The organism is Wolbachia endosymbiont of Wiebesia pumilae (genome assembly GCF_017869285.1).
Taxonomy (GTDB): domain Bacteria; phylum Pseudomonadota; class Alphaproteobacteria; order Rickettsiales; family Anaplasmataceae; genus Wolbachia; species Wolbachia pipientis.
In genome coordinates, this window is the sequence record NZ_CP054557.1 from 889409 (window position 1) to 908749 (window position 19341).

Sequence of the window (19341 nt, forward strand, 5' to 3'; positions counted from 1 at the left end):
TTTCTATTCCCAATAAAAGTTTGTATGCAATAACACAGAAGCATGCACTGCTATTCCTTCATTTCTTCCAATATAACCTAATTTCTCTGCAGTGGTTGCTTTGATATTTACAAATTCATCATCAATTTCTAATGCTTTTGATATGAATTTCTTCATTTCTACTTTGTAAGGCGATATTTTAGGCTCTTCACAAACTATAGTAATATCTAAATTAGACACGCTGTACCCTTTTTCCTTTGCTTTTTTAGCAGCAAAGTCAAGAAAGTGAGATGAATTGCAATCTTTCCATTCAGAGGAACTAGGAGGAAAGTGCTCTCCTATGTCGCCACATCCCAGTGCTCCGAGTATTGCATCAACGATTGCATGTATTGCAACATCACCATCAGAGTGCGCTTCTATTGCCATGTTGTGTTCAATTTTCACACCGCAAATTTTTATAAAGCTTTCAGCACCATTTTGAACTTTAATGAACTTATGTATATCATAACCGGCTCCGACACGAAATTTTGGCTCTTCAAAAAGAAGCTTTGCCATATTGATATCCTCTTTTGTGGTTAACTTAAAATTGCTTTTCTCACCTTTAATAATCGCAACATGTTTTTTGTGCTCTACCATTAGTGATGAATCGTCAGTAAATTCTTTGACTGATTGATGGCATGATAATAATTCTTTGAAATTAAAAATTTGAGGGGTTTGTATGGCTCTGAGCTTTCCTCTTGAAATCGTAGATTCAATAAAACTATTACTCACCAATGACATAGTGTCTTCAACTTCTATTGCTGGAACTACTCCTGTATATTGATCATTAATCATAGATTCAACCAAGTTATCTATCAGAACATCTGACACAAAAGGCCTACAAGCATCGTGTATAACTACAAAATCTGGGTTAATTTTTTGTAAGCTTTCAAGCCCTAGTTTAACTGAACTTTGCCTGTTTTCTCCTCCGTATACAGGGCTTAGTAATTTAGTGTCTGTAATTAGTGATATAGCTTTCTCATAGAAACTTTCATGGTCTCTATTAATTGCTATTCTTATGTAATCTATATATTGGTTAGCCAGAAATCTTTTAATTGTATGAAATAAAACAGATTTACCTGCCAGTTTTATATATTGCTTAGGAATCGTAGAATTGCATCTACTGCCTACTCCCGCTGCAACTATTAATGCTGCTATTTTGTATTTCTTAGCGCACATATTTCTTTTTGTAGAAGCTTTCCTCTCTATCCAAGATTCTTTCCGAAAAATAAAATTTCTGACATCATATAAAAGTTACTTCCCCTATTAACTAGCATAATTATAATAGCAAAAGAGATATTTAGAGAGCTCAAAATCTATCTTTGCCTGCGGATTAAACAACTAAATTTTAGTAAAAAATGATAGTATTACAAATCGTAAAATACTTTCAACATAGGAAAAATAAATTGCATATTTTTCAGTAAATTAGCTATGCTAAACACATGCAAAAACGTCATATAACTATTTGTTTCATACTGCTTTTTATAATAGGGATGTTATTCCTGATGCGTCCTATGATTTTTCCATGTTTAATATCTATTATTATTGCATATTTGTTTAATCCGCTAGTAGTCAAGTTTGAAAAGTATAGAATACCACGTTCATGTTCTGTAATTTTTATAATACTTATTTTATTAATAGCTTTTATACTAGTCATAACATTTGTTTTACCTATTATATATGTTCAAATTACTTCAATATTAAATTTCTTAGTGAGTAAAGTGCCTTCATTAAAGTTTAAAGTAATCCCCTCTGTATTAGAATTTCTTAATATGAAAATCGAGGATAGCTTATTTGATCATTTATCTAAAAATCTAGCAGAAAATTACAGCAACTATGTATCTTATTTCATGAATGCTCTTGATATTGCTAGTAACTTTATAATCCAAGTGTTAAGTTCAAGCTTTAACACGGTATCATTAATGGTGATTACTCCTGTAGTGTTTTTCTATATATTACGTGATTGGCCTTTAATTATAGAAAAAGCTAGTAAATTAATCCCTATTCCTTACAGAGGAAAAATTGCAGATTATTTTTCCAAAGTGGATTTCATTATATCTAATTATCTAAAGGGGCAGGTAAATGTATGTATTGTCATGATGGTCTTTTACTCTGTGAGTCTGAGCATAATTGGATTGGAACACTCTATTGTTATTGGAATTTTATCAGGAATGTTAACGTTCATACCTTACGTAGGGCCATTATTATATACCATTATTGGGTTTTTGAGCGCTATCACTCAATTTAGTGGATGGTTTGAAAGTGCTGCTGTTTTGCTATTATTTGGTGTTGGACAATTAATAGATTCAAACATATTAGTTCCTTTATTAATAGGAAAAAAAGTTCATATACATCCAACTGTAATTATTCTGGGAATTACTATATGCGCTTCATATTTTGGATTTACAGGTATATTACTTTTTATTCCAATAATAGCAATGTTCAATGTATCAGTAGAATATGCAATCAATAAATATTTTAAAAGTGAGCTTTATAAAAACGGCTAACAGACCTTTTGCATAATCAATTTATGGTAAGAGGAGAAATGAGCCCAGAATACCTGACACATTTGAGGAGCGTAAGTAAATTTCTGCGCAAAAATTACTACCAGAAAGAGGTTACGTAAGAGGTTCAACGTGCAATTAAATTTATTTAACAACAATCAAGCTGATTATAGCCGGCAAAATTACATCATCTTAGATGAAAATAAGCACGTATATAATTCGGTAGTTAATGATTTATCTTGGAAATGTCTGATTCTTTTTGGACCTAAAAGCTCCGGTAAAACTCATCTTGCTCATATTTGGCAATCAATAAACGATGCAATCTTTATCAATGTGAATAACTTCGTAAGCGAGATTAGGTATAGCGATGCTTTTATTTTAGAAGACGTACAAAACATTAAAGATGAAGCAATGTTATTACATTGTTACAATTACATGAAAGAAAACGACAAGAGGCTGCTAATCACTTCTTCAATTTCACCAAAAAAGCTTAACTTCAAACTAAGAGATTTAAGTTCTCGAATATTATCAACTATCAGCGTAAAAATTTTGCCTGCAAGCGAGGAATTATTAAGAATTATGCTAATAAAACGATTTTCAGATAAACAGTTAAAAATTGATTTAAAAGTGATTAATTATATTTTAGCAAGAATAGAACGTTCTTTCTATAGCATTGATAAAATTATAGAAAAGATAGATAATGAATCTATAGGGTCAAATGTGACCGTTCCTTTTATTAGCACTTTATTAAAAAAAGATGCCATTTGATTTCTTCTTTTGTAAAGGTGTATATTAAAAATTTATTAACACCCATAACACTAACGTAATTGGAATCTCTATCTGTCCATGTTAGAATTATAATCAATGTTATGTTATAATAAATATAGATAGATACAGCTAAGAAGTATTCTATATTTATAGTAGAGCTCACTTTATAAGGTGTTTTTTATAGATTTAACGTTATAATTTAACTATGATAAGAGTAAGATTAAATTTAAGAAAAAGGTTAAAGCAAAAGTTTGTGATGTTCACTCTATTGATAAATGCTTTATTTGTCTCATATTTTCTCATAAGAAACACAGGGAACACTTCTAATCAAATTATAGCCAAAGAAATAAATATAGGAACTGATAATGAAAAATAAACAGTCGCAAAATAAAAAAGAAAATCTTTACATAACATATTACATAGATGCTTTAGCTTCAGAGAGGTCCGCTGCACAAAATACTCTGGAAAGTTATCGTTCGGATTTACACCAGTTTGAAGAATTTTTATTGGAAAGCGGCACTACCTTGGTTGGTGTAAACAAAACCAATATTAAAGATTATGTGAAATCTTTATGTACACAAAAAAAATATAAAAGTAGCTCTATATCAAGAAAAATATCCGCTATGAAAAATTTTTACAAGTGTCTATTTAATGACGGAATAATAGATTTTAATCCAGCGCCGGCTAATGATGCTGAATTAAAGAATCCAAAAGTTTCTCGTCCTTTGCCTAAGTATTTAAGTGTCGAAGAAATATTTTTGCTAATGGACACAGTGAGAAAATCAGCAAGCGAATCGAATAAAGAGATAAGCAGTAAAAGGCTATGTGCGATTTTAGATATCCTTTACTCTTCTGGAATGCGTGTTTCTGAACTAATTAGTATGAAATTATGTGAAGTGTCACATTTAATAAACAGTAATAACAAAGAATGCTATATAATAATAAAAGGAAAAAGTGGTAGAGAGAGGCAAATTCTTTTTAATGAACAAGCATTGCAGAGCCTTAGAAATTATTTATCAGTTCGTGATAATCTGATCTCTAAAGAAAAGGAATCCGATTGGCTATTCCCAGGTGATAAACCTAATAAACCAATTACAAGGCAGAGGGTCGGTCAATTAATGAAGGAGTTGGCAAGAAAATGCAATATTGATGAAAATAAGATCTCTCCACACGTGATTAGGCATTCTTTTGCTACCCATCTACTAAATAGCGGAGCAAATATTGTGTTGATACAGAAAGTTCTTGGCCATACTAACCTTTCTACAACACAAATATATACTCATATTGCTAACGAAAAGTTAAAGGACAAATTAGCTGATTCGCATCCTATTACTCAGATGATCAATAATTAAATTTATTGTTTTTAATTTGTAATAAAGTTAAATTTAAATAAATTTATGTGAGTTTGTGATTTCAAGTTTATTGTTTAATTTCTTTCTTATATTATGGGAGGTATTCTATACTTTCATTACTCTCCCTGTAATTTTCTTTTCTGAGTGTGTAATAACCATTTTCCTCGTCTGTTCGGTGAGAGTTGTATTATTCATGCTGCGTTTATTATGTGGCATTAAATATGAAGTGAGGGGAATGGAAAACATCCCTAAGCAACCTTTTATCATTGCATCTAAACACCAATCTCCATTTGAAACATTTATTTTTATACTACTATTTAGAAAAGCGGTTTTTATTTTAAAACGTGAATTGAAATGGATTCCATTCATTGGTTTGCATCTTATAGCGCTGAAAATGATTTTTATTAACCGTTCAGATGGTATCAGTTCTATACGCCATATAATCAAACTAGCAAAAATGCGTATAAAAGAAAATAGAAGCATAATAATATTTCCTGAAGGTACAAGAACAACTATAAACCAAAATATAAAATATCAACCAGGTATTGCTGCTTTATATAGCGTATTATCTGTTCCTGTGTTACCGGTTGCTTTAAACACTGGTTTGTTTTGGCCAAAAAGCATACTTTCTCTGAGAAAGAATCCCGGAAAGGCAGTAATAGAAATATTGCCCCCAATATATCCTGGGTTAAACAAAAATGAATTCTTGCAAAGTTTAGAAAAAATTATTGAAGAGAGAAGCAGTAGATTAACCATAGGAAAAACTGATATTGCAAATTAACAAAAAAACTTTATAATTAAAAGAAAAGTACAGTATTTTAGGTATTAATATATGGCAAATCATAAGAGTGCTAAAAAAATGATAAAGGTAATAGCAAAGCGCACTTTAATAAATAAGATGCGGAAAAGTAAAACTCGCACCTCTATTAGAAAATTGGTTGATATAATCAAGTCTGGCGACAAAGAAAATGTTGTTCTGGCATTTCGGAATGCTGAATCTAATTTACACAAGTGTGTGAATAAAGGTGTTATTCATAGGAATACTGCTGCGCGTAAAATAAGTCGCTTAAATGCAAAAGTAAAAGCATTGATGACCGCTTAATACGGTTAATGTAAAGTTAACTGTATTAATATATACTCCTCAGTTTGTATATTCTGTATAAAATTTAAGTAGCTTAAGTGATGGATAAAAAAGTGCTATTAGAACTAAGTAATGGATTAAAAATCGAGCTACCTGTATTAAGCGGAACAACAGGTCCTGATGTGTTAAATATCAAGGATTTATATAAGATGACAGGATTATTCACTTACGATCCAGGGTTTGTTTCTACAGCTTCATGCTCTTCTACAATTACATTCATTGATGGAGATGAAGGAGTTCTTAAATATAGGGGACATAATATAGCTGATTTGGCAGAGAATAATAATTTTACTGCTGTGATTTATTTATTGCTCTATGGTGAATTACCCAGTTCAGAGCAACACAAAAAATTTCTTCTCAAAATACAAGAATCATCCAAAGTATCAGAGCAAGTTACAAATGTAATTAAAGCATTTCCAAAAACTGCTCACCCTATGTCAATCTTAGTTGCATGTTTTGCAAGTTTGTCAGCATCTTATCATGAAAAGCATGGCAACAATGTCAATGGTGAAGACCTAGATTTTGGAATTTCTGCAATAGCGCAAGTTTCCACAATTATTGCAATGATTTATAGGCATATCAACAATCAGGAATTCATAAATGCTAACAATGAATTAAGTTACAGTGAAAATTTCTTAAAGATGATATTTGGCGATGCTGTTGATAATGATAAAAGCGCCCTTTTTGCAAAAGCTCTGGATAAAATATTTACTCTCCATGCTGATCATGAACAGAATGCTTCTACGGCGGCTGTCAGATTGGTGGGATCGGCTGGTTCTAATCTGTTTGCAAGCCTCTCTGCAGGAGTTGCTACACTTTGGGGACCAGCACATGGTGGAGCTAATGAGGCAGTTATAAATATGCTAAAAGAGATAGAGCAAAGTGGAGATATAGATAAATTCATCGAAAAAGCTAAAGATGATAAAGATCCATTTAAATTGATGGGATTTGGACATCGTGTTTATAAAAATTATGATCCGCGCGCGCGTATATTGGAAGGCGCTTGCCATGAGGTTCTAAGTAAACTAGAACAAAATAATGAACTGCTTAAAATTGCAAAAAAACTTGAAGAAATAGCTTTAAAGGATGAATATTTTATCGTGCGTAAGTTATATCCAAATGTTGATTTTTACTCAGGTATAATAATGAATGCTATTGATATCCCCTCAAATATGTTCACGCCTATTTTTGCACTTGCAAGAACCACTGGTTGGGTTACTCAGTGGTATGAAATGATAAATGATAAAGAAACTAAGATCTGTAGACCAAGGCAACTCTATTTTGGTAAATAAATTTATTTTCACTTCATTAGACTTCTTGCATAACCCAAACTAAGTAGGAAAAAGGTGTCATCCGAGTAGCTGACACTGGTTCCTTTACGACGGAAGTGTCCAGAGGTGTCATTCCAGTCTGGAATCCAGAAAAAAGGATGGTGTCATTCCGTATCCGTTCAGCCAATGGCGTCAACTTAAGAACTTTCATTAGCAAACTCTCCTAAAGACATGATGGCGTTTAGGCTTATCTACTTTATTGCGGCTGTCCCGGTCGGATTTTAACTTTAGCGCGTATACTTAAAAAGGGCTTGAAAGTTTTTTGGCGCAATAAGTACCTGATAGAGTTTCTGCCTCATTACACCAAATAAAACTGAAAAATTTAAACGATACTCATACCAATTCTCATTATTAGTGAATCAAATAAGCGATATTGTAGAGTTATTTAATTGTGGAGTGAGAAAGAAAGGCAATAGTATGGCTTTTTTTCCATTGTTATCTATCCGTTTATTGTGCAGTGGGAATTGGTATCAGTAATTTGATCTGGGTTCCAAGGCCCTTGTGCATCACACATATGAAGCGATAATATATTGCACATGACCAAGTTTGCCCAAAATTCTTGTAATACAGCCTCTCCAGAAAAATTCTCTAACTCTTCTCCTACTTTGAGTCGTTTATAGCACTCCTCTATGTGCCACCTTAACACATAAGCTTTGCTCCAAAGTCTCGGTCAAAAACTCTGTTTCTCAGTTGGCTAATGTCAGCACTATAACTCTTACTTTCTGTCCTTTCATTTTATTTTTTAGCTTTTCATTTTCTAATATAAAATCAAAATCTAATTCGCCAGCGTTCCCATAGCTTACTATAATTTCTTTTTTGCAAGCGAAAAATAAAATCTACTTCCAAATTATAATGCTGCTGAATGAATTTTACTGAAGACGATCATAGATAAATAATAATTTCTCTTGATTTAATAAACGCATTTGAGTGATAACTTCGGGTAATTGCTCTGCCGCCAACGTTTGTTCACCTATATTCCAAGCTGCAAGACGAGCACTGCAAATCAATGAAGTACACAAATCAACAAACAAATTGCCAATGGTGCCTGTTGTTCCATTTGGTTCAAACTCGGATACAATTTCCCCAGAGCTGGGTAATCTCATACCAGAACCATCTGCTGCAATAAGTCTATAGCCTCTCCAACTCAGGTTCATCCTGATAGGCTGTTTGGATGCTTAGATTCTTGAAAGCCTGTATGGCAAATCTTATACCTTGCTTTAGAAAAAGCTTGCTTTGAGGGTACATGTCAATGGCTCCATAAGTTCACATTCTATTCCCAAACTTTTTTTAACTAACTTTAAAATCATAGAAAATACTGTCGAAAAAGGAAGTTTTCTTGTTCGTGTAAAACTCAACACAATGGATTTTCTGAAAAGTTTTCGAGTATATTGCATTTTTAATTTGTAAGATAAGATCTTTTCCTTTTTGCATGCCTCACCTAAAAAAGACACATTTTAAACTTTTTTGTTGCAATAAAATAGAAACAAAAGTGCTGTCCCTTGCACTCTTTGGATAATTTAATGATAAAAAATTTGGAGAGAAATTTTATACACTATCGCTGATATTTTTCCTTAAGTTGACGCCATTGCCTGAACACTTACCTAATGATGAAGCTATCGAAAACATAGCAAAGAGACTTCAAAAATCTATAGACGATGCAAAAAAGCACAAGGTCATGTTTAGTGTTGATGTATTCCAAGGAGAAAAAAGTCATCAATAATAGATTATTCGATACTGATCTTATACCACCTCATGGAGCAAGATAAAAATGTTACTGAGACTGGAAAAGAAAAACTACGGCCTCTTATGTTAGAAATGTTTAATCTAGTTTCAACAGGCACTGATGTGAGCCAAGAAGTTCGGAGATTATTGCCAGAAGATATACTGAAAGAACGCGGCGAATATTTGTCACGTCTAAAACAAATTGTAAGTGATAGTATTGAAAATGACAAAAAAAAAGGAATTGTAGTAGAAAGAGATAATAAATTTTATTATGTACAGTGTCCAGAAAAAAGTGTGATCACTCCTGCAAAATTTATGAACTCCCCGGAATTTAAGGACTTAGAATATGGTGCATTGCGAATAGGAGAAGGAGATAATCTAATCTGAATAAAAAGCTGGCAATATCATGATATGCAAGGCAAAGTAAAAATGACCTTTAGGGTAGGCGATGAAAAGATCGAAATGATTTTATCTTCTGAAAAAGCTGAAAGTTTTGGTAAAATAATGGTACATATGGATGACAAAAGTTGTGAAATCTTCTCAAAGTACCTAAAAGAGCTAGAAAAAGAACCTCGTATAAGCAAGGTTGTTGAAGCTGCTAAAAGTTTTGCACAAACGAAAAGCAGTGCAGTTAGTCCACCTCTTTCTAATATGAAAAGTGTTGACACATCGCAACATTTTCAAAGTAGTGACCATGAATCACCAGAGCATTAACAATTATCATACATACATTGTTGCATATAGCAATAGTGTATGTGTATAGTTAGTAGGGTTTGTAAACTTAATAAAGTCTACAACTAATTTGAAAACTACTTTATTGTATGCAAGACTTTAAAATACTAGAAAATCTAAAAACCAAAGCACTAGAAGCTGAAAAAGGAGGCGGTTCTGACAGGATTACCAAACAACATGAAAAAGGGAAATTAACTGCTAGAGAAAGGCTCAGTATATTGCTCGATGAAAGTTCTTTTGCAGAATACGATAAATTCGTAAAACATCATGCAAATGATTTTGGCATGCAAAATGCTAATTTTTTAGGTGATGGGGTAGTGATTGGTCATGGTACTATTTATGGCAGAAAAGTTTTTGTTTATTCTCAGGATTTTACTGTCTTTGGTGGTTCACTTGGTGCGTCACATGCAAAAAAAATATGCAAGATTATGGATATGGCAATTAATGCCAGAGTTCCAATTATCGGACTAAATGATTCTGGTGGAGCCAGAATTCAGGAAGGAGTAAATTCTCTTGCTGGTTATGGAGAAATTTTTCAAAGAAACGTAAATGCATCGGGTGTTATACCACAAATTTCTTTAATTATGGGCCCATGTGCAGGAGGTGCAGTTTATTCCCCAGCATTAACTGACTTTACTTTCATGGTGAAAAACAGTTCATATATGTTTATAACCGGACCAGATGTAGTAAAAAAGGTTACCTACGAAGATGTAAGTTTCGAAGACCTTGGTGGAGCAAAAATTCATACAAGCAAAACAGGAGTAGCGGATTTTGCATTCAATAATGATGTTGAAATGCTGCTAAAAATGCGTGAATTCTTTACTTTCTTACCAGCAAATAATCAAGAATCACCAAAATCTGCACCAATCTGTAATGATGTTAATGAGATTGATGAATCTTTAAATACTCTGATTCCTAGCAATCCTAATACTCCTTATGATATGTATGAACTCATTGAAAAAGTTTGTGATGAAAGGAATTTCTTTGAACTGAAACCTGATTTTGCTCGTAATATCATAACTGGTTTTGGTAGAATTGGAGGAAATACTGTCGGTATTGTTGCAAATCAACCTATGCACCTTGCAGGATGTTTGGATATTGATTCTTCAAGAAAAGCTGCGAGGTTTGTAAGGTTTTGTGACGCATTTAACATTCCGATCATCACACTTATTGATGTTCCAGGATTTTTGCCGGGTACAAATCAAGAATACAATAATATAATACAACACGGAGCGAAACTGCTTTACGCTTACGCTGAAGCGACCGTGCCGAAAATTAGCCTTATCACTAGAAAAGCGTATGGTGGTGCATACATTGTTATGAATTCGAAACATCTAAAAGGTGATATAAATTATGCCTGGCCAACTGCTGAAATAGCTGTGATGGGCCCTGAAAGTGCAGTTGAGATTATATTTCGACACGAAAAAGATCAGCAAACGTTAATTAAAGAATATAAAGAAAAATTTGCTAATCCATTTTTTGCTGCATCACATGGATACATTGATGACATTATAGTGCCAAGTAAAACAAGGCATCACTTTCACAAAGCATTAGAGCTACTCAAAAACAAGAAAGTAGAAAGGATATGGAAAAAGCATGATAACCTGCCTCTGTAACTTTCTTTTAAGCCTTGCTTGCAAGTTATGCAATATTGTAAGAGTGTGCCGTTACCAAGATTCGAACTTGGGACCTCGTCATTACCAATGACGTACTCTACCACCTGAGCTACAACGGCAGTCTTATATATTATGATAATGAATAACACAAAAAGGAATAAGGAAAAAGAAGAAGAGAGAAAAAGATTGGCAAAAGCTTTAAAGCAAAATATTGTAAAAAGAAAAAAACAGCAACAGAGTAGACAAGATGCCAGAACTACCGGAAGTGGAAGTAATTTCTAATTTTTTGCTTGATAAAATTAAAAACAAGCAAATAAGCAGTGTTACAGTAAATAATTGGAATTTGCGTGTACCAATAACAAAAAATATTGATGATTTGCTAAAGGGCAAAGTTATAAACGGTATCAAGCGTAGAGGTAAGTATATAATCTGGAATACAGATAGTATGGCTGTAATCATACATCTTGGCATGAGCGGAAAGCTTATATATGCTCAAGTGCGGAATAAGCACGATCACGTGGTATTTTTATTTTCCGATAATACTTCAATAATCTTTAATGACCCAAGAAGATTTGGACTAGTTATTATTTTAAGCAAAGAACAAGAAATAAATTTTTTTGACGGTTTCGGAATAGAGCCCCTCACGGATGAATTCAGTGGAGACTATTTACAGGAGTTGCTGAAAAACAAAAAAGTGAATATCAAATCAGCGTTAATGGACAATAAATCAATAGTTGGCGTAGGCAACATATATGCTTCTGAGAGCTTGTTTAGAGCCCGTATATCACCACTCAGGTCAGCAAAAAACTTGACCTATAGAGAGTGCGAAAAACTTGCTGCTGAAATAAAAAATACTCTGAGTGATGCAATTGCTGCAGGCGGTTCAACACTGAAAGATTATGCACAGCCATCTGGATCTGCTGGATACTTTCAAAATAACTTTTACGTATATGGTAAAGTTCAAAAACCTTGCAAGATTTGCAATAATATCATAACACTTGTACGACAAAATGGCCGTAGCACTTATTTTTGCAACGCGTGCCAGAATTAAGATTTTATTTTTAGATATGACATTCTCACCTGAAAAAGATCCGTTTGATTTGTTTTCAAAGTGGTACAAAGCAGTACTTAATTCTCCGTGTGAACAACCAACTGCAATGACGCTAGCAACTTGTAGCAAAGACTACATTCCATCTGCAAGAGTAGTATTACTAAAGGAATATAGCAAAGAAGGTTTTGTGTTTTTCACTAACGTAAACAGTAAAAAAGGGAAAGAATTGACTGAGAACCCCAAAGCTGCGTTAGTGTTTCATTGGATAGAATTTGCTAGGCAAGTGCGAATTGAAGGAGAGGTTAAACTTCTAAACGATGAAAGAACTGACAAATACTTCTCTTCTCGAGCGCTGGGTAGTCAAATTAGCGCATGGTGCTCAAAACAATCGAGCATTCTGAAAGATTGGCAAGATTTTGAGCAAGCTATAAAATTGAAGGAAAAAGAATTTCACAATACACAAGTTTCTCGTCCTGATTTTTGGGTGGGATTTTGCGTAATCCCAAAAGTAATTGAATTTTGGCAAGAAGGTGAATATAGGAAGCATATTAGATTTAGATACACTCTTGTTGAGGGAAGCGATTGGAAAGTGGAACAACTATATCCTTAAAAATGGTTGCGGGAGTAGGATTTGAACCTACGACCTTCAGGTTATGAGCCTGACGAGCTACCGAGCTGCTCCATCCCGCGTCGTTGCTTATTTAGTTATTATATATACAAATAATGAAAAAAGAAAAATAAAATTTCACCACATGCAAATATCGACACACTTATTAACTTTTCTTGACATAATAGTTAGTTATATACGTAACAATCTGCGCAATGAACAATATAACTTGATACTGTGGTTTCCTGTTCTTCAGTGTGCAGGAATTTTAACATATTTTTCCCTAAGTTTTGAACCAAGCTGCATATCTATTTTTCTTTTGCTTTTACCCACACTAATTTTGATTGCAATATTATACAGAAAGTACGCAATATTATGCATTGCTTTAATTGCAGTGCTCATAGGATTTACAGCCAGTAAATTAAGAACAGCTTTAGTTGATACTCAAATTCTTGATAAAGAGAGGTATGTAAAAAATATCGTTGCCACAGTGAAGGATATTAATGACAGGGGCTCATGCAAACAATTTCTGCTTTCTATTACAAAGCCTTCCACCATTCCAGAATCCTCCTCTGTCATCCCAGTGCTCCCTTCTGTCATCCCAGCGCCCTCTTCTGTCATCCCAGTACTTGATACTGGGATCCAGAAAAAAAAGATATGGATTCCAGCGTCACGCGCTGGAATGACACCGGATAGAGCTCTAGATAACATCAGAATATCAGTTAGAACCAAAGTGGAAAAAGGCATTAAAGTAGGCGATCAAGTAAAATTATCAGCAAAACTCTTCCCTCCAAAAATTGCGCCTTCGGAGTATGCATACGATTTTGCAAGAATAGCATATTACCAGAAAATAAGTGCAACAGGTTTTGCAACAAGCAAAATAGCCCTACACAAAAAGGCTGAAGCAAGGCAATTTCTAGAGTATATGGAATCTTTCCGTCAATACATTTATGAAAACCTGCAGCAAAATATTAAAAAACCACATGCAGACATAATTTCTGCATTACTGATCGGTAAAAAGGACGGAATAGACCAAAAAACTATGGATGCGATACGAGATTCAGGTATAGCACATTTGTTTGCCATATCTGGTTTGCATTTATCATTTGTTGCTGGCCTGTTTTTTAGAGGTTGTCCGGAAACTAGTAAATTCAAGCATATTCCCTCTTTAACATAACCCTACTCATAGCTAGGTATATGAAATTCTCAGTGGATGTTGTGAGTAAATCATACTCCTTCGATAGCCTTCTATTCCTATTAACCCAAGCAAAAGTCCTTTCTACAACCCATCTTCTTGGCTGTACTTTAAACCCTTGTTCTCTTGTTGGTAGTAGCTCAGGTGGCGTATCTTTGTGCACCCAAAATCTACATGGAGGCCTTTTAACAATTTCAATATCTATGTCATATTCTTCCTTTATGTGATTCTTTAAATTTCTTCCTTGGTATCCCATGTCAGCCCACATTTTTTTAACTTTAGTATATTTTGTTCTCATATTGTTTAATGCTATTTTAATACCATCTCTATCATTTTCGTTAGCAGCGCCTACGTAACAACCTAGTATAAAACCCTGAGTGTCTGTAATTATATGCCTTTTTCTACCCTTTACTTTTTTACTTCCATCATAGCCTTTGATCCCCCCTTTTCTGTAGTCTTTACAGATTGACTATCTACTATACAGGCACTCGGCTGCTCATTCCTTCCTATTTTTCTTCTACTATATTTTGTAATTTCATAATTCATTTTCTCAAAAATTCCCTGCTTCTTCCATTGCCTGAACTGTTCATACACAGTCTTCCATAGCGGAAAATCATTTGGTAAATACCGCCATTGACACCCTGTACGCAATACATAGAAAATTGCTTCTAATATTTCTTTTTTGCTATACTTTGGCGGCCTTCCTCCTTTCTTGTATGATACTCTGAAGTGTTTTTCTATTCTTGCCCATTCCCTTTCGCTTAGATCTGTTGGATACTTTTTTCTCATCTTTACCCCGTACTAAAATTTCAGATATTATAGCCTTTTACTTGTTTCCGGACAACCTCTTATAGCTCTTTCCATAAAAGTCCGGATGTGATAGGATAAGGGTAGATGATGATAAGGAGGTTGAATGCCAGCAGCATATAGTTATGATTTAAGAAAAAAAGCAATGGAAGCGCTAGACGAAGGAGAAAGCAGAGAAACAGTGGCAGCAAGATTTAAGATTGGACGAACTACTTTATGGGAGTGGCAGCAAAGAAGAAAAGAAACAGGAGACTTTCAATCAAAAAAACTTGGAAATGGGGGTTACAATCACAAAATTACCGACTGGGATACCTTTGCCAAATTTGCCAGAGAACACGGAGGAAAGACTCTATCGGAAATGGCTAAACTTTAGAACAACGTTAGTATCCAAACGATCTATCGAGCCCTTAAAAAAATTGGATTTACGCGCAAAAAAAGACATATGGATACAAGGAAAGAAACGAAGAAAAACGTGCTGAATTTTTGAAAATTATAGCGACAAAAGAACCTAAAAACTTAGTGTATATAGATGAGTCTGGCATTGATAACACCGAACTACGGATATTGCCAGAAAGGACAGCGGTTTTATGCCTTAAAATCTGGAAAGAAAACTCAACGAATCAGTATGGTTGCAGCCTTAAGTGGAAGAAAGATAGTTGTTCCGTTAACCTTTGAAGGCCACTGTAATATGGATGTTTTTAATGGATGGTTTGAGCAATTTTTGACACCGATCTTGGAACCTGGACAGACTGTCATTCTTGACAATGCTACTTTTCATAAGTCTGATAAGATTATCGAGCTTGCTAAAGGGGTTGGTGCAGAAATTTTGTATCTGCCGCCTTATTCTCCAGATTTCAACAAAATTGAGCATCATTGGTTTGCTATAAAAAACAGAGCCAGGAAAAACATTCCTCTATTCGAATCCTTTCGTCGTGCTGTTGATTCTGCCTTCCTATGACCTGTTCGGACTATTATGAGAAATGCTATACTACATAAGGCCTAATTTCCGGAAGATCAACTTTTTGGTGAACATAAGGTTTTTCGCATATTACAAGCTCTCCTCCACATTCGCAAATATTAGGCAACTCTATTTTTACTACTTTATCCGCTTCCATTGTAGCATGAAAATTTCCTTTATGCCCAACCTGATCGCCAACATTCCTTTCGCTTTTTGGCTTGTCCTTTTTTGTTTTGTACAATTCTTTAGAGCTCGGTAGAGATGAATTTTTCGAGTTTAAACCAAGCCTTTCCTTTAATTCAGCGTTCTCTATCTTTAAAGCTTTATTTTCTGCTTTTAAGTTTTCTATCTCTGCTTTCAGTTTTTCTATTTTTTGCTGTAAATTTTTGCAAAGTTCTAAAAGGTTTACCACATTACCTCACTTTTGCTCTATGATTATCTTTTTAGATCACTTTGTCTACCTTATTCTACCACTCCGCTGAACGGATACCTTGGGTTAGCTATAGCTAACACCACAATTGTACTAACATTGTGATTTGAGAACAACCTTCACCAGAAAGGGTGTCATTCCAGTGTTAAGCACTGGAATGACGAGAGGTAACGCAAGAAGTTTACTCTTAATAAAAACCTGATGATGAATCATTATTACCAAATTTCGGCCTATTTCTGTTGCTGAAACCAGAACGAGGACGAGGAGGCCTCTTATGGTGACTTCCTCCAGGTTTTCTACTAAATGAATTATTGTAATAATTATCCCTGTCATTTGGACCATCTTTCCTTTCCTCGTTGTAAAGCTCACCTTCAAAAAACTCTCCCGTCTCTTGATCAACCCGACGTCTTGACAACTTTGGACACCCACCTTTTTCGAAGTCAATTACTAGTGCTTTGAAAGTATCATCTTGTTTAAGTACGCTCTCTATAGAATCTATATGTTCATTAGCTACTTCACTTATGTGCATTTTTCCTTTTCTGCCATTAAGAAATTCAAGCTCTACAATAGACTTCTCTATTCTTACAACCTTGACATCAACTATAGAACCTTGTTCTAGTTCTGTTATTGAATCAATCATCATACTCTTTGCAATTTCAGCTTCAGTGCCACTCGTAGCAAAAACAGAAACTTTACCATCATCTCCTATTTCAATTTTTGCATTACTTCTTTCACACACACTGCGTATATTTTTCCCCTTAGAACCTATAGCAGCAGAAATTTTGTCTTTATCTATGTAAAATGATAACATCCTTGGTGCATGGTCTTTGACATCATCACTGTGTTCTGAAATCACTGCATTCATTTTTTCTAAAATATGTAATCTTCCAGCTTTTGCCTGTTCTAAAGATTTTTCAACAATTTCAAAGCTTATACCAGAAATTTTCATGTCCATTTGTAGCGCCGTAACCCCTTCACTAGTTCCTGCTACTTTAAAGTCCATATCACCAAGATAATCTTCATCACCAAGTATATCGGAAAGTATTACATACTCGTCTTTATCTTTGATGAGACCCATAGCAATTCCAGCAACAGGGGCCTTTATTGGCACACCCGTATCCATTAAAGCAAGAGAAGTCCCACAAACTGTTGCCATAGAAGAAGAACCATCAGACTCCAAAATTTCGGACACTACTCTTATTGTATAAGGAAATTCAGACTTATCGGGTAAAACAGGATGAATTGCTTTCCAAGCAAGTTTGCCATGACCGATTTCTCTTCTTCCTGGTGCACGCGCAGCAGAAGTTTCTCCAACAGCAAATGAGGGAAAGTTATAATGCAACATGAAATGCTCACGTCTATCCCCTTCAATATCATCCACAATTTGCTCATCTTGAGTGGTGCCAAGAGCAGTAACAACCAGTGCCTGAGTATTGCCTCTTGTAAATAGTGCAGAACCGTGAGTTTTGGACAGAATATCAACTTCAACTTCTATCTGACGTATCTCATCATGCTTACGACCGTCTATCCTTACACTTTTCTTCCTAATTATTTCACGTACTAAAGATCTTTCAAAGTTTTTTACTGCATACGTAATTAACTTTTCGTCTTTTCCAGTTTCTTTAAGAGTATTCAATATATTCTCTCTGATCGCTTCTAGAGCTTGAACTCGCTCTTGTTTTACTGTTTGCGAATATGCTTTTTCAAAATCTTTACCGTATTTTTCGAGCTCTTGTGTTATATCTGATGCATCAATAGGGGCAAAGCTCTCAGGTTTATTGCCAATTGTATCAGCAAACTCTTTTATGAGCTTAATGACAGGCTTAAGGTGTTCATGGCCAAATTTTATTGCATTAAAAACATTTTCTTCAGAGAGCTCTTTCACTTCTGATTCAACCATTAAAATTGAATTTTCATCACCAGACAAAAACAGATCCAAGCTGCTTGCTTTCATCTCTTGAACAGAAGGGTTGAGTATATAGTTATTATTTTCATCACAACCAACCATCACTCCAGCTATAGTAAAGTGAAAGGGAACACCAGAAATTGCAAGAGCTGCAACAGCACCAATCAATGCTGGCACTTCAGGAGGATTGACTGTATCATAAGTTAATAGATTGCACACCACACTAATTTCATCATGAAATCCTTCTGGGAATAGTGGTCTTATACTTCTATCTATTACTCTTGAGATTAAAGTTTCTCTATCAGATGGCTTGCCTTCTCTTTTAAAAAACCCGCCAGGGATCTTACCCATGGCATAGCTTTTTGCGATAAACTGCACATTTAAAGGTAGGAAATCAACGCTTTCTTCCTTCTTTTTACGTACAACAGTTACTAAAACAGAAGTATCACCGTAATTTGCAACTACTGAACCATGAGCTTGGCGTGCTATTTTTCCTGTTTCTAAAGATAAGGCACGACCACCCCACTCTATAGATTTTTTTATAATTTTAAACATATTAAATTCCTCGATTATTTTCTAATGCCTAACTTCTCTATTAATTCCTGATAGGCTTCATTACCAAATTTACGCTTTATATAATTTAAGTGCTTGCGTCTTCTACCTATCAATATAAGTAAACCACGCTTAGAGTGATGGTCATGCTTGTGCACTTTAAAATGCTCAGTTAAGTTACTGATCCTCTCGGTCAAAATTGCACATTGTACAAAAGATGAGCCTGTATCATCTTCTTTAATTGCATATATATTTATCAAACTCTTTTTCTTTTCGGATGTTATCGACATCTAAACCTCATTTTAAATATTAAAAACACGAATAGGTTTCACACAACCATAAATAAAACTGCAGATTGCAATAGGTACACTACCCACCACCGTACAACAAATATCATGATTCTTTAAATTACGCAAGTTATTTAATACAACTTCCTGACCTTTTCTGATTTTCCCCGCATCTTCTAGGGAAATTTCAACTTTGAACATCGATTTTAAAGCCGATTCAATGGGGATGACGAAACTTTTTGTATTACTCCCTGTCACTCCATCATCTTCTGTCATCCCACCCCCCTCTGTCATCCAAGTAGCTGACACTGGGATGGCTTTGTTGCATCGCTCTTCGGATAGTAGGTAACGCACAATAAATTTA

Annotated in this window: 17 protein-coding genes, 2 tRNA genes and 5 pseudogenes; 14 read left to right on the plus strand and 10 right to left on the minus strand. The window is 34.5% G+C overall.

Annotated features, from left to right (window positions below):
* Nucleotides 1-3 precede the first annotated feature (3 nt).
* Nucleotides 4-1197 (minus strand): bifunctional 2-C-methyl-D-erythritol 4-phosphate cytidylyltransferase/2-C-methyl-D-erythritol 2,4-cyclodiphosphate synthase, encoded by a 1194-nt coding sequence (locus tag HUB92_RS04650; RefSeq protein ID WP_209472538.1) that lies wholly within the window; start codon nt 1195-1197, stop codon nt 4-6.
* A gap of 263 nt (nt 1198-1460) precedes the next feature.
* Between HUB92_RS04650 and HUB92_RS04655 the strand changes: the two genes are divergently transcribed.
* The 6 genes from HUB92_RS04655 (at nt 1461) to HUB92_RS04680 (ending at nt 7075) form a co-directional block, all read left to right on the plus strand.
* Nucleotides 1461-2525 (plus strand): AI-2E family transporter, encoded by a 1065-nt coding sequence (locus HUB92_RS04655; protein ID WP_010963061.1) that lies wholly within the window; start codon nt 1461-1463, stop codon nt 2523-2525.
* A gap of 129 nt (nt 2526-2654) precedes the next feature.
* Nucleotides 2655-3290: a DnaA ATPase domain-containing protein gene (locus tag HUB92_RS04660; protein ID WP_006280257.1), complete on the plus strand. Its 636-nt coding sequence runs from the start codon at nt 2655-2657 to the stop codon at nt 3288-3290.
* A 365-nt stretch (nt 3291-3655) separates the two neighbouring features.
* A complete protein-coding gene (locus HUB92_RS04665; protein WP_151808093.1) occupies nt 3656-4642 on the plus strand; it encodes a tyrosine recombinase in 987 nt (328 codons plus the stop codon).
* Nucleotides 4643-4697: 55 nt separating this feature from the next.
* A complete protein-coding gene (locus HUB92_RS04670) occupies nt 4698-5423 on the plus strand; it encodes a lysophospholipid acyltransferase family protein (protein WP_010963063.1) in 726 nt (241 codons plus the stop codon).
* Nucleotides 5424-5474: 51 nt separating this feature from the next.
* Nucleotides 5475-5744: a 30S ribosomal protein S20 gene (rpsT, locus tag HUB92_RS04675; RefSeq protein ID WP_012673338.1), complete on the plus strand. Its 270-nt coding sequence runs from the start codon at nt 5475-5477 to the stop codon at nt 5742-5744.
* Nucleotides 5745-5824: 80 nt separating this feature from the next.
* On the plus strand, nt 5825-7075 hold the full coding sequence (locus HUB92_RS04680; protein WP_010081982.1) for a citrate synthase: 1251 nt from the start codon (nt 5825-5827) through the stop codon (nt 7073-7075).
* Between the two features lie 189 nt (nt 7076-7264).
* Here the strand turns inward: HUB92_RS04680 and HUB92_RS04685 are convergent.
* Together HUB92_RS04685 and HUB92_RS04690 are read right to left on the minus strand one after the other, a co-directional pair.
* A pseudogene (locus HUB92_RS04685) lies at nt 7265-7449 on the minus strand (IS4-like element ISWosp8 family transposase); the annotation flags it as partial.
* Nucleotides 7450-7586: 137 nt separating this feature from the next.
* Nucleotides 7587-8545 (minus strand): annotated as a pseudogene (locus tag HUB92_RS04690) (transposase); the annotation flags it as partial.
* 321 nt (nt 8546-8866) lie between these two features.
* Here HUB92_RS04690 and HUB92_RS06820 point away from each other — a divergent pair.
* The 3 genes from HUB92_RS06820 (at nt 8867) to HUB92_RS04700 (ending at nt 11184) form a co-directional block, all read left to right on the plus strand.
* Complete coding sequence (locus HUB92_RS06820; RefSeq protein ID WP_223823154.1) at nt 8867-9223, plus strand: hypothetical protein; 357 nt, start codon at nt 8867-8869, stop codon at nt 9221-9223.
* Between the two features lie 24 nt (nt 9224-9247).
* Nucleotides 9248-9550 carry a hypothetical protein gene (locus tag HUB92_RS06825; protein ID WP_231115838.1) on the plus strand — a complete coding sequence of 101 codons (303 nt, stop codon included), beginning with the start codon at nt 9248-9250 and terminating at the stop codon, nt 9548-9550.
* A gap of 107 nt (nt 9551-9657) precedes the next feature.
* The gene (locus tag HUB92_RS04700; protein ID WP_209472540.1) at nt 9658-11184 is read left to right on the plus strand and encodes an acyl-CoA carboxylase subunit beta; all 1527 of its coding nucleotides are present in this window, start codon (nt 9658-9660) and stop codon (nt 11182-11184) included.
* A 46-nt stretch (nt 11185-11230) separates the two neighbouring features.
* Here the strand turns inward: HUB92_RS04700 and HUB92_RS04705 are convergent.
* Nucleotides 11231-11303 (minus strand) — tRNA-Thr (locus HUB92_RS04705).
* Nucleotides 11304-11322: 19 nt separating this feature from the next.
* Here HUB92_RS04705 and HUB92_RS04710 point away from each other — a divergent pair.
* The 3 genes from HUB92_RS04710 to pdxH are packed head-to-tail and all read left to right on the plus strand — an operon-like array spanning nt 11323 to nt 12845.
* Nucleotides 11323-11466: a hypothetical protein gene (locus HUB92_RS04710; RefSeq protein WP_209473404.1), complete on the plus strand. Its 144-nt coding sequence runs from the start codon at nt 11323-11325 to the stop codon at nt 11464-11466.
* The gene (gene mutM / locus HUB92_RS04715) at nt 11432-12235 is read left to right on the plus strand and encodes a bifunctional DNA-formamidopyrimidine glycosylase/DNA-(apurinic or apyrimidinic site) lyase (RefSeq protein ID WP_209472542.1); all 804 of its coding nucleotides are present in this window, start codon (nt 11432-11434) and stop codon (nt 12233-12235) included. The genes HUB92_RS04710 and mutM overlap by 35 nt, the downstream gene beginning before the upstream one ends.
* Nucleotides 12236-12251: 16 nt before the next feature.
* Nucleotides 12252-12845 (plus strand): pyridoxamine 5'-phosphate oxidase, encoded by a 594-nt coding sequence (gene pdxH / locus HUB92_RS04720; RefSeq protein ID WP_209472544.1) that lies wholly within the window; start codon nt 12252-12254, stop codon nt 12843-12845.
* Nucleotides 12846-12848: 3 nt separating this feature from the next.
* Here the strand turns inward: pdxH and HUB92_RS04725 are convergent.
* Nucleotides 12849-12925, minus strand: a tRNA-Met gene (locus HUB92_RS04725).
* A 62-nt stretch (nt 12926-12987) separates the two neighbouring features.
* Here HUB92_RS04725 and HUB92_RS04730 point away from each other — a divergent pair.
* A pseudogene (locus tag HUB92_RS04730) lies at nt 12988-13968 on the plus strand (ComEC/Rec2 family competence protein); the annotation flags it as partial.
* Nucleotides 13969-13993: 25 nt separating this feature from the next.
* On the opposite strand, the gene HUB92_RS04735 reads toward HUB92_RS04730, so the two are convergent.
* A protein-coding gene (locus HUB92_RS04735) for an IS5-like element ISWpi1 family transposase (RefSeq protein WP_209472412.1) occupies nt 13994-14826 on the minus strand; the annotation gives its coding sequence in 2 pieces (ribosomal slippage) (nt 13994-14457 and nt 14457-14826; 834 coding nt in all).
* A gap of 124 nt (nt 14827-14950) precedes the next feature.
* Here HUB92_RS04735 and HUB92_RS04740 point away from each other — a divergent pair.
* Nucleotides 14951-15802 (plus strand): annotated as a pseudogene (locus HUB92_RS04740) (IS630 family transposase).
* Between the two features lie 28 nt (nt 15803-15830).
* Here the strand turns inward: HUB92_RS04740 and HUB92_RS04745 are convergent.
* From HUB92_RS04745 to HUB92_RS04760, 4 genes and pseudogenes are all read right to left on the minus strand, one after another.
* Nucleotides 15831-16214: pseudogene (locus HUB92_RS04745) on the minus strand (IS66 family transposase); the annotation flags it as partial.
* Nucleotides 16215-16419: 205 nt separating this feature from the next.
* Nucleotides 16420-18693, minus strand: a complete 2274-nt coding sequence (gene pnp / locus HUB92_RS04750) for a polyribonucleotide nucleotidyltransferase (protein WP_209472546.1) — start codon at nt 18691-18693, stop codon at nt 16420-16422.
* A gap of 14 nt (nt 18694-18707) precedes the next feature.
* Nucleotides 18708-18980, minus strand: coding sequence for a 30S ribosomal protein S15 (rpsO, locus tag HUB92_RS04755; protein ID WP_006279944.1), 273 nt, complete (start codon nt 18978-18980; stop codon nt 18708-18710).
* Between the two features lie 12 nt (nt 18981-18992).
* The gene (locus tag HUB92_RS04760; RefSeq protein ID WP_231115842.1) at nt 18993-19331 is read right to left on the minus strand and encodes a hypothetical protein; all 339 of its coding nucleotides are present in this window, start codon (nt 19329-19331) and stop codon (nt 18993-18995) included.
* Between the last annotated feature and the right edge of the window lie 10 nt (nt 19332-19341).

What these genes read in the sequence shown, in the direction of transcription:
- pdxH (WP_209472544.1), top strand. Translation starts at nt 12,252, where the DNA reads ATGACATTCTCACCTGAAAAAGATCCGTTTGATTTGTTTTCAAAGTGG.
- pnp (WP_209472546.1), bottom strand. Translation starts at nt 18,693, where the DNA reads ATGTTTAAAATTATAAAAAAATCTATAGAGTGGGGTGGTCGTGCCTTA.
- rpsT (WP_012673338.1), top strand. Translation starts at nt 5,475, where the DNA reads ATGGCAAATCATAAGAGTGCTAAAAAAATGATAAAGGTAATAGCAAAG.
- HUB92_RS04710 (WP_209473404.1), top strand. Translation starts at nt 11,323, where the DNA reads ATGAATAACACAAAAAGGAATAAGGAAAAAGAAGAAGAGAGAAAAAGA.
- HUB92_RS04655 (WP_010963061.1), top strand. Translation starts at nt 1,461, where the DNA reads ATGCAAAAACGTCATATAACTATTTGTTTCATACTGCTTTTTATAATA.
- HUB92_RS04665 (WP_151808093.1), top strand. Translation starts at nt 3,656, where the DNA reads ATGAAAAATAAACAGTCGCAAAATAAAAAAGAAAATCTTTACATAACA.
- rpsO (WP_006279944.1), bottom strand. Translation starts at nt 18,980, where the DNA reads ATGTCGATAACATCCGAAAAGAAAAAGAGTTTGATAAATATATATGCA.
- HUB92_RS06825 (WP_231115838.1), top strand. Translation starts at nt 9,248, where the DNA reads ATGCAAGGCAAAGTAAAAATGACCTTTAGGGTAGGCGATGAAAAGATC.
- HUB92_RS06820 (WP_223823154.1), top strand. Translation starts at nt 8,867, where the DNA reads ATGGAGCAAGATAAAAATGTTACTGAGACTGGAAAAGAAAAACTACGG.
- HUB92_RS04680 (WP_010081982.1), top strand. Translation starts at nt 5,825, where the DNA reads ATGGATAAAAAAGTGCTATTAGAACTAAGTAATGGATTAAAAATCGAG.
- mutM (WP_209472542.1), top strand. Translation starts at nt 11,432, where the DNA reads ATGCCAGAACTACCGGAAGTGGAAGTAATTTCTAATTTTTTGCTTGAT.
- HUB92_RS04650 (WP_209472538.1), bottom strand. Translation starts at nt 1,197, where the DNA reads ATGTGCGCTAAGAAATACAAAATAGCAGCATTAATAGTTGCAGCGGGA.
- HUB92_RS04700 (WP_209472540.1), top strand. Translation starts at nt 9,658, where the DNA reads ATGCAAGACTTTAAAATACTAGAAAATCTAAAAACCAAAGCACTAGAA.